At 44.0% G+C, this 13,532-nt stretch carries 13 protein-coding genes; 11 read left to right on the top strand and 2 right to left on the bottom strand.

Annotated elements, in window-relative coordinates; all coding sequences use genetic code 11:
- The first annotated feature begins 7 nt into the window (after nt 1–7).
- From LDM98_RS02885 to LDM98_RS02835, 11 genes are all read left to right on the top strand, one after another.
- The gene (locus tag LDM98_RS02885; RefSeq protein ID WP_223897836.1) at nt 8–316 is read left to right on the top strand and encodes an AtpZ/AtpI family protein; all 309 of its coding nucleotides are present in this window, start codon (nt 8–10) and stop codon (nt 314–316) included.
- A complete protein-coding gene (locus LDM98_RS02880; protein WP_223897835.1) occupies nt 309–857 on the top strand; it encodes a hypothetical protein in 549 nt (182 codons plus the stop codon). The genes LDM98_RS02885 and LDM98_RS02880 overlap by 8 nt, the downstream gene beginning before the upstream one ends.
- Nucleotides 858–884: 27 nt before the next feature.
- The gene (locus tag LDM98_RS02875; protein ID WP_223897834.1) at nt 885–1,598 is read left to right on the top strand and encodes an N-acetylmuramoyl-L-alanine amidase; all 714 of its coding nucleotides are present in this window, start codon (nt 885–887) and stop codon (nt 1,596–1,598) included.
- Complete coding sequence (locus tag LDM98_RS02870; RefSeq protein ID WP_223897833.1) at nt 1,598–3,124, top strand: sodium:solute symporter; 1,527 nt, start codon at nt 1,598–1,600, stop codon at nt 3,122–3,124. The genes LDM98_RS02875 and LDM98_RS02870 overlap by 1 nt, the downstream gene beginning before the upstream one ends.
- On the top strand, nt 3,117–4,190 hold the full coding sequence (locus LDM98_RS02865) for an anhydro-N-acetylmuramic acid kinase (protein WP_223897832.1): 1,074 nt from the start codon (nt 3,117–3,119) through the stop codon (nt 4,188–4,190). The genes LDM98_RS02870 and LDM98_RS02865 overlap by 8 nt, the downstream gene beginning before the upstream one ends.
- On the top strand, nt 4,183–5,163 hold the full coding sequence (locus LDM98_RS02860; protein WP_223897831.1) for an aminoglycoside phosphotransferase family protein: 981 nt from the start codon (nt 4,183–4,185) through the stop codon (nt 5,161–5,163). Before LDM98_RS02865 ends, LDM98_RS02860 begins: the two co-directional genes overlap by 8 nt.
- A 49-nt stretch (nt 5,164–5,212) precedes the next feature.
- On the top strand, nt 5,213–5,881 hold the full coding sequence (gene murU, locus LDM98_RS02855; RefSeq protein ID WP_223897830.1) for an N-acetylmuramate alpha-1-phosphate uridylyltransferase MurU: 669 nt from the start codon (nt 5,213–5,215) through the stop codon (nt 5,879–5,881).
- 682 nt (nt 5,882–6,563) lie between these two features.
- Nucleotides 6,564–8,099, top strand: coding sequence for a DUF2254 family protein (locus LDM98_RS02850; protein ID WP_223897829.1), 1,536 nt, complete (start codon nt 6,564–6,566; stop codon nt 8,097–8,099).
- 20 nt (nt 8,100–8,119) lie between these two features.
- Entirely contained in the window at nt 8,120–9,775 is a 1,656-nt protein-coding gene (locus LDM98_RS02845) for a mechanosensitive ion channel family protein (protein WP_223897828.1), read from the top strand.
- Between the two features lie 503 nt (nt 9,776–10,278).
- Nucleotides 10,279–10,440 (top strand): DUF1328 domain-containing protein, encoded by a 162-nt coding sequence (locus LDM98_RS02840; RefSeq protein WP_223897827.1) that lies wholly within the window; start codon nt 10,279–10,281, stop codon nt 10,438–10,440.
- 54 nt (nt 10,441–10,494) lie between these two features.
- The gene (locus LDM98_RS02835; protein ID WP_223897826.1) at nt 10,495–10,701 is read left to right on the top strand and encodes a hypothetical protein; all 207 of its coding nucleotides are present in this window, start codon (nt 10,495–10,497) and stop codon (nt 10,699–10,701) included.
- 132 nt (nt 10,702–10,833) lie between these two features.
- Here the strand turns inward: LDM98_RS02835 and LDM98_RS02830 are convergent, their stop codons facing one another.
- Both LDM98_RS02830 and LDM98_RS02825 read right to left on the bottom strand, forming a co-directional pair.
- Nucleotides 10,834–11,658, bottom strand: a complete 825-nt coding sequence (locus tag LDM98_RS02830) for an HAD hydrolase family protein (RefSeq protein WP_223897825.1) — start codon at nt 11,656–11,658, stop codon at nt 10,834–10,836.
- Entirely contained in the window at nt 11,658–13,403 is a 1,746-nt protein-coding gene (locus tag LDM98_RS02825) for a YgiQ family radical SAM protein (RefSeq protein WP_223899059.1), read from the bottom strand. Before LDM98_RS02825 ends, LDM98_RS02830 begins: the two co-directional genes overlap by 1 nt.
- Nucleotides 13,404–13,532: the final 129 nt, after the last annotated feature.

Here is a 13,532-nt window from a genome sequence, read left to right as displayed (position 1 = left end):
ACTAAAAATGCAAAACAATAAGGAAGAACCAAAATTCAAAAAAGTGGTGGATGCTGCAGACGGACTCAGTCTGGGCATTTCCATGGTTGTTGCTGTCATTATCGGTGTAGGAATAGGACTGGGGTTACGTAATCTTACGGGTGTAGGATGGACACTCTGGATCGGTGTATTCATCGGTATCGGTGCAGCTATCTCCAATGTCTACAAAGCGTATGCGAAGCAGAAAAAGTCGTTGGATGAACTGGCCAATGATCCAAGATATACCTATAAAAAAGAACAGCAAGACAAATATGATGCTGAGGATGATGATGCATAGTATGAACCGTAAGATCTTTACGGTACTCGTTACTGTCGATATTTTACTGCTATTTATTTCTGTTATATTTTTTGATATGAAAGTCCTTTACAATACACAAATAGGGTATATCACTGCCTCACTTGTCATGATAGCTTCGATTGTGAGCTATAGACGTATGGTCAGTGCCCGTGTGAAACACAATATTGTCACCATGGATGACACTCAAGATGTGATCGATAAGCTTGAAGATCCCTATGACCTTTACAGTGAAGATGAAGAGGTCGATGAGAAGAGTTTGGCCCAAACGATCAAAGAAGAGAAGAAGAAAGGCAAAGAGAACAGACGAACTGTCTTCCAAACCATGAAAGACACCAAAGCGGCACTCTCTTTCTATAGATTAGGTGCCTATGCACTGCTTATCTTGGGTTTTTTATATCTCAATAGACACGGATTGTTGCATATTCCCAGTTATATACTCTCTTTGGGACTTCCTTTTGTGATCCTTGTTTGGGTCCTTCTAAAAGAAAAAGAAAACATTAGCCAAGATCCGATAGAATAACGCTACTTGGAAGTGAGGATTTATTTCATGATAAGAACACTATTACTCTCTCTTGCACTTCTCTCTTTGACTGCATGCGGAAAAGAAGAAGCAAAACCTGCAGTCTGCACCACAAAACCTATACAACCACTCCGGATCATCGATAAAACCATAGATTTCGGACCTGACCGTATCGCTATGACGAAAGCGTATATCAAGTCTCATTACGGCATGAATGTTGAAGACATCGAGATCACACCAAAGATCATCGTATTGCACTGGACAGCGGAGATGAATTTTGACAAATCGTTTAAACGCTTGCAGCCTGAGAAACTCCTTTCTGACCGAAAAGACATCATGAAAGCATCAGCTTTGAATGTATCTTCACAATTCATGGTGGCACGAGACGGGACCATTTACCGTTTAATGCCGGAAAATTGGATGGCCCGTCACGTAATAGGACTGAACTACTCAAGTATCGGCATAGAGAATATCGGAGGAAAGGGGAACAAGATAGATGACCTGACCCCGGCACAGCGACAGGCGAACATTGACCTCGTCTTATACCTCAAAGCCAAATATCCTACGATCGAGTATCTTATAGGACATCATGAGTATAAGCAGATGGAGCGTACATCCTTATGGCTGGAAAAAGACAAAGGGTACAGAACAGTGAAGTCTGACCCGGGAGAAAAGTTTATGTCCGATATCAGAAAGGCTGTCAAATGCCTCGATCTCAAAGCGCCGCCTAAAGGGGAATGATGAATTCAGCATTCAGCACCCTTGACTGGGGGATCTTTTTTGCATATTTTTTAGTATTAACCGTGACGTCCGTACTTTTAAGTCGAGTAAAGGTCAAGTCCACTCGTGACTATTTTGTAGGTGGAAACTCTGTTCCTATGTTTGCTGCAGCGATGTCTGTACTGGCTACCTCACAGTCAGCTGCTACCTTTCTTGGCGGCCCTGAGTACTCATACGGGAAAGATCTTACTTTCATAGGATTCTACATTTCTGCTTTTTTTGCTGTCCTTTTTGTCGCTAAAGTACTGATCCCCCGTTTTTATGCGATCAGAGCAGTGACGGTCTATGAACTGCTTGAAAAGCGTTACGGTGAAAATGCAAAAAAGCAAGCGGGTATGATGTTCCTTATTGGACGTCTGTTTGCTTCTGGTGCAAGGCTCTACATAGGTGCATTGGCTATCTCTATGATACTCTTCCTGGACATTACGCCGACACATGTGGCTATATCTATCTCACTATTGATGCTGGGTGCATTGGCCTATGCATACTTTGGCGGAGTGAAATCGATCATCTTCTCTGACATTATTCAAGCTGTGACCTATATTGGAGCAGGGATCGCGATACTCATCTACCTTTATATGAGTATGCATACAGATTTTTCCATCATGGTATCGACCCTGCAGAGTGATAACAAACTCAGATTGCTTGACTGGTCGATCTCCGGCGGTTTTTCTGTCTGGGCCCTGCTTGGCGGCTGGCTGCTACTGAATATCGCTGCCTATGGCCTGGATCAGGACATGACGCAAAGAGCGCTCACCTGTAAAAGTACGAAAGAAGCCCAAAATTCACTCATGATGAGTATCTACCTGACGATCCCTGTTGCATTGCTTTTTTTAATGATCGGTCTGCTTCTTTACCTTTTTTACCAGCATCCTGAACTTTCAGGTCTGAGTACAGAAGTAGTACAAAAGTTTGATGGAGAAAAGATCACGATCTTTATGTACTACATTTTACATGAGATGCCAGAGGGCATGAGAGGACTGGTGACCGTAGGAGCTGTAGCAGCTGCCTTGTCCAGTTCCAACTCTGTCCTGGGTGCCATGTCCTCTGTAGCCATAGAAGATCTCTATAAACCTTGGAAACAAAAAAGGAGCAACGTAGATGAGATGCACTTTGTCAAAGCAGGGCGTAATGCTGTACTTTTCTTTGCTGCAGCCCTCTCAGCCATGGCTATGGTCTCTTACTATTGGCAGCGGTATACAGAACTGCCGTTGCTTAGTTTCGCACTGGGTGTGATGGCATTTGCCTATACAGGCCTTTTAGGTGTCTATGGTGCAGCGATCTTCACAAAACGAGGGAGTGCGACGACTGTTCCACTGGCACTGCTGGGCGGATTTATGACCGTGCTTTTACTTCAGCCCTATGTCTTGGGAGATACGCTAGCAACAATGCTTGATCTCAAACTTGGATTTTCATGGCAGATCCTTATAGGAACTGTGGTTTCTTTTGGTATGATGATGATAACAAAGGAAAAAGAACATGGCTAAAGAACGTTATATCGGCATTATGTCCGGGACATCCTTGGATGGTGTGGATGTGGTACTGTGTGAGATAGATGCTTCTGAATGTACCCTTGTGAGCGCTTTGGAGTATCCGATCCCATTAGAACTCAAATCAGATATCTTAACGATGATAGAGAGTAAAAGTACCTTGGAAACTTTAGGTGAATTAGACCATCGTTTGGGTTTACTCTTTACGCAGGCGGTAGGTGCATTGTTGATACGAGAGAACATCGATGCAAGCAGTATCAAAGCCATCGGTTCACACGGACAGACTTTGTGGCATGCCCCAACAGGTGAGTATCCTTTCTCTATGCAGCTGGGTGACCCCAATATTCTGACGGCAAGAACAGGTATACCTGTGGTAGCAGACTTCAGACGTAAAGATGTCGCATTGGGGGGTCAGGGTGCCCCTTTTGCACCGGCATTCCATGAATTTATATTCAATAATATTAAAAACAGTATCGCCATTGTGAATATCGGGGGCATGGCAAATATCACCGTTCTGGGTGACAAGCTTATAGGGTATGATACAGGCTGTGGCAATGCATTACTTGACCTGTGGATCGCTGAGCATCAGGCTGCCGCATACGACAAAGACGGTGCCTGGGCAAAGACAGGCAGAGTCGATTATGGACTTTTAGACCGTATGATGTCAGACAACTACTTCGAAGCGTCATACCCCAAAAGTACCGGCAGAGAGAAGTTTAACAAAGCATGGTTGCAAGGTCACCTTGCAGGCGCGACACATAATCCGGAAGATGTCCAGCGTACACTGCTTGAATTTACGGCATTGAGTATAAGTAACGAAGTTCTGCGTTTTAACAGAGATATGGTCATACTCTGTGGCGGCGGGGCTAAAAACAACTTCCTGGTAGAGCGTATCAAAGCGCTTATACCAAACATTGAAGTCACACTGGCAACGAATGCAGATGAGATGGAGGCGATGACCTTTGCATGGCTTGCATACAAACGTGTGCATCATGAAAAGGTCAATTTAAAGGACGTCACGGGTGCAAGTGACAATGCAGTTCTGGGAGGTATATATGCATAATGTTTTAAAAGAGTGGCTAGCGTCACTGGGTATAGAGGAGCCGGAGCTTCAAAGCCTACATGGCGATGCAAGTGCTAGAAGCTACTATCGTCTAACAAACAGTGACGGAGGCATCGTGATGGATGCTTCTGCGGCAAAAGAGAGTCTACCCAGCTTTATGGATGTGGGCAAAAGACTCACGGATGCTAACGTACGTATACCGACCATAAGGTCATATGATCTTGAAAAAGGTTTTGTTTTTTTAGAGGATATAGGCTCTACCCATCTGCTGGACAAATGTGTGGAAGGTGTGGATGCAAGACCTTATTATGACAAAGCCATAGAAACGTTGGTTCAGCTGCAAACCACTTCATCAGAAGGTTTAGAACCGTATGATGAAAGTTTTTTGCTCCAAGAGATGAATCTTATGACAGAGTGGTACCTCAAAGCATATTTGGATACGACACTTGAATGTCTGGAGGGGCGTATGCTTCTGGGGAGTTTCTCTCTGATAGCCAAAGAGGTATTGAGCCAACCGCAAGGTATTTTTGTGCATCGGGACTACCACGCACGCAACCTGATGTTGGACAGTCATGACGAGATCGTGGTCATAGACTTTCAAGATGCAAGAGAAGGGGCTTTAACCTATGACCTGGTCTCATTGCTCCGTGATGCCTATGTGAAACTGGATAGAAGAGAGCTACGTAGACTCATCTTGCTCTTTAAAGAGTTAAAGGGGTTAGATGTAGAGGATGAGACATTTATACGCTGGTTTGATTTTACGGGCCTGCAGCGTCACATCAAGATACTCGGTATCTTTGCCAGACTGGCCATAAGAGACGGGAAAAAGAATTACTTGCAGGATATTCCTTTGACCTTGAAGTATATCTTGGAAGTGGGTCAAAAGTACCCGGAATTGGACGGATTGATCGCACTGTTGAAATCACAATATGGTGAGTTTAAAGATGCACCTGTTACGATGAGGATATTTTAATAAACGTACTAGTTAATAGCTGATATACCACAAAAAAGGATACTCTACCATGAAATGTATGATACTTGCCGCAGGGTCAGGAACAAGAATGAGACCACTGACTGACACCACACCCAAACCCTTACTTAAAGTAGGTGGTATACCTCTTATAGTATGGCACATAGAACGTCTTGCACATGATGGATATACCGATATAGTCATTAACATTGCACACTTGGGATATCAAATCCCTGAAGCACTTGGTGACGGGTCAGAGTGGGGAGTGAATATCACATACTCGGACGAACAGGAAGAGGGTGGACTTGAGAGTGCAGGGGGTATAGTCAAAGCGCTGCCATTACTGGGGGATGAACCATTTTTAGTTGTCAATGGAGACATATGGACCGATTATGATTTTCAAGACCATAGAAAGCTCGCAGAAGGTATTCTGGCACATTTAGTCCTTGTGCCCAACCCGGAACATAACCCTGAAGGAGATTTTGCTTTGGTCAACAACAAAGTGGTGGATGCAAAAGCCTATACCTTTTCAGGTATAGGCTACTACTCACCAAAACTCTTTGAGGGCGTGCCCTATGGCAAATCTGCATTAGCTCCTTTACTGAGAGCGGCAATGAAAGAGGGAAAAGTGACAGGAGAACTCTATGAAGGCGAATGGCTTGATATAGGGACACCGGAGAGACTGGAGCTTCTAAATGCGCAGTTGATGAATCGGTATTGATATTAATTCCATTAAAAATATTAATACCCAATAAAATATACTACAAATTTTATAGATAAAAGATATGACAGAAAACCTTGTAAAAAATGTTAGATTATAAGGTTTTGATTTTCATAGAATAATGATTGATGTAAACCACTGATTTATGCAATGCCTGTCTTGGCCAGATAGACCACCGTTGAGTGGTTGTGTACCCCTCCCGATAAACTAGACCAATAATAACTTGATAATTTCTGTTAAAATTCTCACATTAGAGGTCTCATATGAGAATGATCAACTAAACCTTTTTGATGCCCCTACTCATGTATCTAATATTTATATGGCTTAGAAAATGATATTAAAAAGGAAAAGTGGTACGAAATAATTTAGATTTCAATGAGAACGCAGGGGGCTGTTCAGCTTGACTATGCGGCTCTTTTTTTTATTCAGATCATACATTTTGGTATGTTAAATTTTTTAATGGTTATGGTGAGAAGGTTTGATCGATTATGATTACCGTGTAACAAAGGTGAATATTGGGTTTTCATTTTCAAAACAAAAGACAAGAGATGTAATCTTAAAACAAGTCATTTTTTAGGTACATTATAGGTATAAAAATGTATTATAAAACAACGGGTCTCATGAATTAAACTGTTAGCTGCGATACAAACTATTTAGTCTCTTTCAACTATAAGGGGTTAGCATGGCAATGGGTTCAGGAACTACAATGAAAATGATTGGTATTGGCCTAATGGTTATAGGTCTTGGCCTTGCATTATGGGGGTATCAATTATCCGGTTCTATCGGTTTACAAATACCACAAGCTGTGACAGGTTCAGATACAGAGAAAGCAATGACATTCTACATTACTGGTGCTGTCAGTTTTCTTCTTGGAATATACCTTATCAGCAGGACGTTAATACTGTTTTGGTCTAATCTTCGATCAAGCTTCTGGTTTTTACCTTTTCTGATCGTTCTAAGCAGCGTTGTCTACGCAGTAGTGTTGATTCAAGTAGACTACGCTGGGGGTGACAGATGGCTGGCCCAGTGGCCACGGATATTTGGGGTCGGGGCGGATGGCGCGCGGGATATGTTGTCGACGCTTGCCGGTTCAATGATGTCCGTTATGGGCATCACGTTCTCTATGACCCTGCTGGCATTGACGTTGGCTTCGAGCCAATATACCTCTCGTATTCTGCGAAACTTCATGAGTAGTCATGTCACGCAGGTCACGTTGGGGACCTTTTCCGGAATTTTCGTCTATTGTTTGATCGTGATGCACGCTATTCGTACTGGGGATGCGCCATTTGTGCCCATCCTGTCTGTCTTTCTCGCATTTATTCTGGTGTTTGCCGGTATTGCCATCCTCATTTTTTTCATTCATCACATCGCCTTGTCGATCCAGGTTTCCAGCATCCTCCCCTCAGTTGTAGAGGAAACCAACGCATCCATTGATCGGTTGTTCCCGGAAAAAGAGGAATCCAACGCCAATAAAGCTGAGGATAAAGGAAACGAGCAGCTTGCATCTTTGGATGAGAGGACATGGTACGCGGTGCCTGCGCAGAAGAGCGGCTACATAGTGAGTATAGATCATGATGCCATTCTGAGTCTCGCGCAGGACAAGAGAATCCTCGTGCGGATGGAGTACGGTATCGGCTCGTTCGTTGTGCAAGATACTGCACTGGTATCACTCGCCCTGACGTACCACCCAGATCAGGAGACAATTGTTGCCTTGAATGAGGCTTACAGTATTGGTCGCCATCGTACGGCTGAACAAGACCCTGCTTTCGGTATCAGGCAGATCGTGGATATGGCCTTGAAGGCACTATCGCCCGGTGTCAATGATACCTCGACAGCGGTCATGTGTGTGGATTATTTGACAGCGATTCTGACCCGGCTGGCATGTCGGCAACTTCCATCATCGCACCGTTACGAGGAAGAAACGCTGCGCGTGATTGCCATCGTTCCGACCTTTGAGGGCATGTTGGCCGAGTCATTCGATCAGATTAGGGGTAGCTCCGCAGGCAACTTTGCCATCATGGCGCGTATGCTCGGCGCCATCGGTACGATCGCCAATATCACGGTCAGCCCGAGCCATTTACACGCACTTGATGAACAAGTGCAGTATATTTCTGACCTGGTCGATCGAAGCATCGAATCCGAACATGATCAAGATCAGTTAGAAAAGCGGCTGTCTGAGGTGAGAGAAGCACTCAAAGCCGCCTTTTTGGCACGTTGAGAAAGAAAAGGAATAGTGTTGTGAAAGTGAAAAGGAAAATACCAGGTAAAACCCGTTTAGAGAATTTCGGTATGGTAGTTACAGTTCATGGCAGGAAGGTACCGTTTTTTTGTGGAGGTGCGAAATGTACGAGTCAGTGGTTGCCTACGATGTACTCCAAGTTCGGCGCTTATATCAAGAGTGTTTCCAAGAAACGATTGTCTCGTGGTTTTTATAACCTATTTCTGAGGGCAGTCTTGCTTGGTTCTGTATTATGCGTGCAGTCATTGACTGTCATGGCGCAGGAACCAGTCAGTAAGGCCGTCGAAACGCAGCAGCTGACACCACCTGCCAAAGAAGAGCTCTCCTTGGCACCAGCAAAGGTGGACGTAAAACCCGTCGCGCACGATGAAGAGATCCGCAAGAGACTTCAACGCGTTCTGGCTGCCACCGACTGGTTTACCGAGCCACAAGTCCGGGTAGAGGAAGGCATCGTCTTTCTTAATGGCAAAGTGGAGTCCGATGAGCTGAAGAAATGGGCTGGCGATTTGGCCCATAATACGCAGGATGTTGTCGCTGTGGTCAACCGGTTACAGGTGACCCCGCAGTCGATATGGGATTTCAGCCAACCGTGGAGCGATGTAATGCTATTATGGCGCGACTTCTTTCACGCACTGCCTTTCCTTGTGCTTGCACTGCTCATTCTGGCTCTGACACTGGGCATTTCCCTGCTAACAACGCATGGTGTCCAAACGCTGCTGCGCCCACGGATTCGGACCCAACTCCTGCAAAAAGTGATCGCACGTGCGGCAGGTGGATTCGTTGTTCTCTGCGGCCTCTATCTCATTCTGAGAGTCTCCGGCCTGACACAATTGGCTTTGACGCTGGTCGGCGGGACCGGTTTGATCGGTTTGATCGTTGGTATCGCATTCCGGGATATCACTGAGAATTTCCTGGCGAGCATCTTCCTCAGTATGCAGTCACCGTTTGAGACCGGCGACTTGGTCGAGATTTCCGGCGTGACCGGCTACGTACAGCAGTTGAATATGCGCACCACGATCTTGATGACCCTCGATGGAAATCTCGTGCAGATACCGAACACCAGCGTTTACAAGAGCACCATCTACAACTTCACTACCAATGCCAACCGGCGCGAGGACTTTGTTGTCGGCATCGGCTATGACGATGCGATCAACGAGGCTCAGGAGATTGCACTAGGGGTCCTCTTGGACCACCCGTCTGTTCTGAACGATCCTGAACCCGCAGTGTTGGCAGACAGTCTGGGGACATCTACAGCCAACCTGCGGGTCTACTTTTGGATCAACGGACGTGAACACAGTTGGTTGAAAGTACGTTCTTCGGTGATCCGGTTGGTGAAACGTGCCTTTCAGAAACATGGCATCTCAATGCCAGACGAGGCTAGAGAGGTTGTCTTCCCTCAAGGTATCCCCGTCACCATGCTTGAGGGTAAACCGGAAGAGGCGCATACTGCTGCACAGGGGAAACGGTTCTCAGCTGAAGCGCGGCATGAAGAACTCGATGTGGTGTCCACGAAAGCGGAAGCCGGATTATCCAGCGAGGCTACTGTCATCGAGGAACAGGCACGGCAGGCACAACCGATGAAGGAAGGTGAGAATCTCTTGCCAGATGCTTCCGAAACCGTTGCCGTGAAACAGATGAAAGAACTAAATTCATAAAAAAAGACATGAGAAGGATTACCTAGTGTCCCTGATGAATACAACATCATTATAGGTGTTTTTATAGAGCCGAAATACTGAAAACCAAAGTTAGTAAATACATGGTTTTATAGTATGCGCTGATATCGTTTTAAACAACCATATTGTACCAAGACTCCACTAATCATTAAGAAATAATATCCCATGTTTTTAGCTTTCAGGAAAATTTTAGCCTAATAGTTATATATTAAATACTGTCAGACTTATAATTAGAAATAAGATAATTTTATTTTTTATAGAATTATTAGAATCTGAGTATAAAGTAAATCTTGAAAAGAAAATTAATTATGAGTATGAAAGATAGTTATGAAGATAAGTTCAGTCACAACTGGATCAGTGGAGTACAGAGATTGATAAGCTGAAGGCAGGTATTGAGACACTATGGGTGACGCAATAGATTCAGCTGTTTCTAAATTAAAATAAATTTAGTTTAGATAAATACAATAAAATTAAAGGAGTTATTGATGCTTAGTTGGGCAGTGACGTTTTTGATTATTGCAATCATTGCAGGAGTGTTAGGTTTTTCAGGAATCGCAGGTACTGCAACAAATATTGCGTGGATACTATTTGTAGTAGGATTGATAATGGCGGTAATTTTTTGGATTACAGGACGTCGAAGATTATAAACGAAGTGGATTGTTCTGCATCGGATATTAAAAACAATTTAAAAGGAGAAAATTATGAAAAGTAAAATATTAATAGGGTCATTACTCGTTGCATTAGTACTTATGATAACAGGATGTGAAGAAAAAGGACCAGCAGAAAAGGCTGGAGAAAAAATTGACAATGTAGCAAGCGACATAAAAGATAATACTGAAGATGCTTTAGACGAAGCAGATGACGCGATAGAAGATGCCGGTGACAAAATAGAGAACAAAACAGATTGATGAGTGCAAGGATACTTCTGAAAACCTTATAAAATAGAGCCACTTTGTGATGTTGAATCTGCAAGTGGCTCAATATATAACTTTATAAGGTTTTGATCTACTTTTGAATTGGGATAGAGAATTAACTGTCTATCAGTTACCCTTCAAATATTGAGCCACTGCATCCTCATCATTCGTATGTGGCAGTATCACATCCGCTAGGGCTTTTACTTCGTCCAGGGCATTGGAGACGGCTACAGAGGTGCCGGCAAGTTTAAACATTCCTATGTCATTGAGCGAGTCACCAAATACGGTCACATCCAAAGGGTCACGTTCCATATAATCCATGACTTTTTTCAAGGCATGCGCTTTGTCACCTTCAGGGTGGAGTATCGTAAGGAAGTAGCCGTCTGAATATTTTTCAGGAGAGAGTTTGCACTCTATGGCATCTTTGAAGACCTCTTTCAGCCTTACAGTAAGCGGTTCCAAGGTTTCTTTGTCGCCAAAGTAAACGATCTTCAGGTTCAATTCCATGGTCTTGTTTTCGGGGTTGAACTGCAGACGGGGATCATTTTTGTAACCCTTAAGGACAAATTTCTGATATTCGTTGAGTTTTCTCGGGTATAAAAATGCTTCATTGAGCTGCATATCTTTCAGCCCTATAATGAAAGGGTCTATACCAAACTGCAAACCTACTTCAACGATGGCATCACCCAGTGCTTTGTTGATGGTTTTCAGATCTATCAGTTTCTTGTCCGGGGAGACTATCATCGTACCATCCAAAAGTATCATAGGCGCATGTAGATGGAGTTTCTCCAAAAAGTCACGGGTTTTTTGAAAGCTTCTTGCTGTGGCTACCGAGAGAATGGCATCTTTACTTTTGGTATTCCAAATCTCTGTACTGAAATCACTGATACTCAGATCTGTACGTAAAAATGTATGGTCGAGGTCAGTGATGAAGATGGGTCTTTTAGGCATTAACTTGCAAACCCCGATTTAAAGTCTGTTTTTGCCTGAACGATGGCTTTTTGTTTCTCTTTTCTGTGCATATCTTTCTCTACAAAGATCTTTTTGCGCGTGACCGGGTCCATCTCTGTGTAGTACATCACAGCGGAGTAGGTTCCGGGAGTCGGGGTAAAGACCTGTGCCTGTTCAGGGTTCATTTTAAGTTCATCGGTGGTAAAACGTTTCAGTTCATGCATATCTTTCTCTTCACAACCCGGGTGTGCGGCGATAAGATAGTAGGTCAGGTACTGCTTTTTCCCCATATCTTTGTTGAGTTTGTCGTAGAGTCTTTTAAAGTCTATGAGTGTCTGTTTGCCTGGTTTTCCCATAAGATCAAGCACATGCTGTTGGGTATGTTCAGGCGCGACTTTCATCTGTCCAGAGATATGGTGCTCAACCAGCTCTTTGAGATAAGAATACCCCTTACGTTTGTCTTCATTGATAAGGTCATAACGTATCCCTGAAGCTACAAATGCTTTTTTGATCCCCTCGATGTTACGTACCTGTTTCATCATGCCTATCACACGGGTGTGGTCCGGTTTCATGGATGAACACAAATGGCGTGAATCGACGCATCTCTGATGGTCACAGGTACCCAGTTTGAGCTTTTTGTTACACTCATACCCGTACATATTTGCCGTAGGGCCGCCAAGATCAGAGATGATCCCTTTAAAGTCTTTATACTCTTTGAACTGGTTGGCTTCTTTAACGATGGACTGTTCTGAACGTGTACGGATCGTACGTCCCTGGTGTACACCGATGGCACAGAAGTTACACTCTCCCCAGCACCCCTGATGCGTCATAATGGAGAACTTGATGGTCTCCAGACACTTTACTTTTCCTTCGGGTCTGTGGTACGGATGCAGTTCCCTGGTAAACGGCAGGGCAGAGACTTCATCCATCTCCGGTTCATTCAGATAATCACATGGCGGATTTTGTATGGAGTAGCGGGTATCTACCTTTTGGCAAAGACCTTTGGCTGCGATGGGATCATTGTTGTCATAAAAAAGATCAAAAAGGTCTATATACTTCTCTTTATCATCCAGACACTCCTGATGCGAGGGAAGCTGGTGGTAACTCTCCACAGGTTCTTTGTTGATGTAACAGACACCGCGTATATCTTTCCAGTCCACGCCTTTATCCAAAGCATATGTAAGCTCACGGATAGCCTGCTCTCCCATTCCATAGATGAGTATGTCTGCCTTAGAGTCAAAGAGTATAGGTTTTCTCAGCTTGTTGCTCCAGTAGTCATAATGGGTAACACGTCTAAGAGAAGCTTCTATACCGCCCAGTACGATAGGAACCGTATTTTTAAAATGCTTTCGTATGAGATTTGTATAGACAAGTACTGCACGGTCCGGACGTTGGGTATTCTTGCCTCCCGGTGTGTAGTCATCAGAGTTTCTGAACTTCTTGGTGGCGGTATAGTTCGCCACCATAGAGTCAATGCTCCCTCCGCTTACACCCCAGAAGAGTCTCGGTTCACCCAAACGTTTGATATCTGTGTCACTGTTGACATCTGGCTGACCGATGATGCCGACTTTATACCCCAGTTTTTCAAGCATACGTCCAACCGTAGCCACACCAATAAAAGGGGAGTCTATATAGGCATCTCCAGAGATCAGTATCACATCACACTGTTTCCATCCAAGAGCATCCATCTCTTCTCTGGTCGTGGGTAAAAAACGTTTTGCTTCTCTAAGGTCAAGTTTGCTCATAAGGGTACCTTTTTCATGCATCAAACGTGCATGAATGCCTTCTTTCATAGTGATTATTTTCGTATTATAGCCAATAAGTGTGAATTCTCCGTATGAGACCTATGATCGGTACAATATGACTCTCTATGA

Origin of the sequence: Sulfurovum sp. TSL1, assembly GCF_019972135.1 — a bacterium.
Taxonomy (GTDB): Bacteria; Campylobacterota; Campylobacteria; order Campylobacterales; family Sulfurovaceae; genus Sulfurovum.
This window is presented reverse-complemented; position numbering and strand designations above follow the sequence as displayed.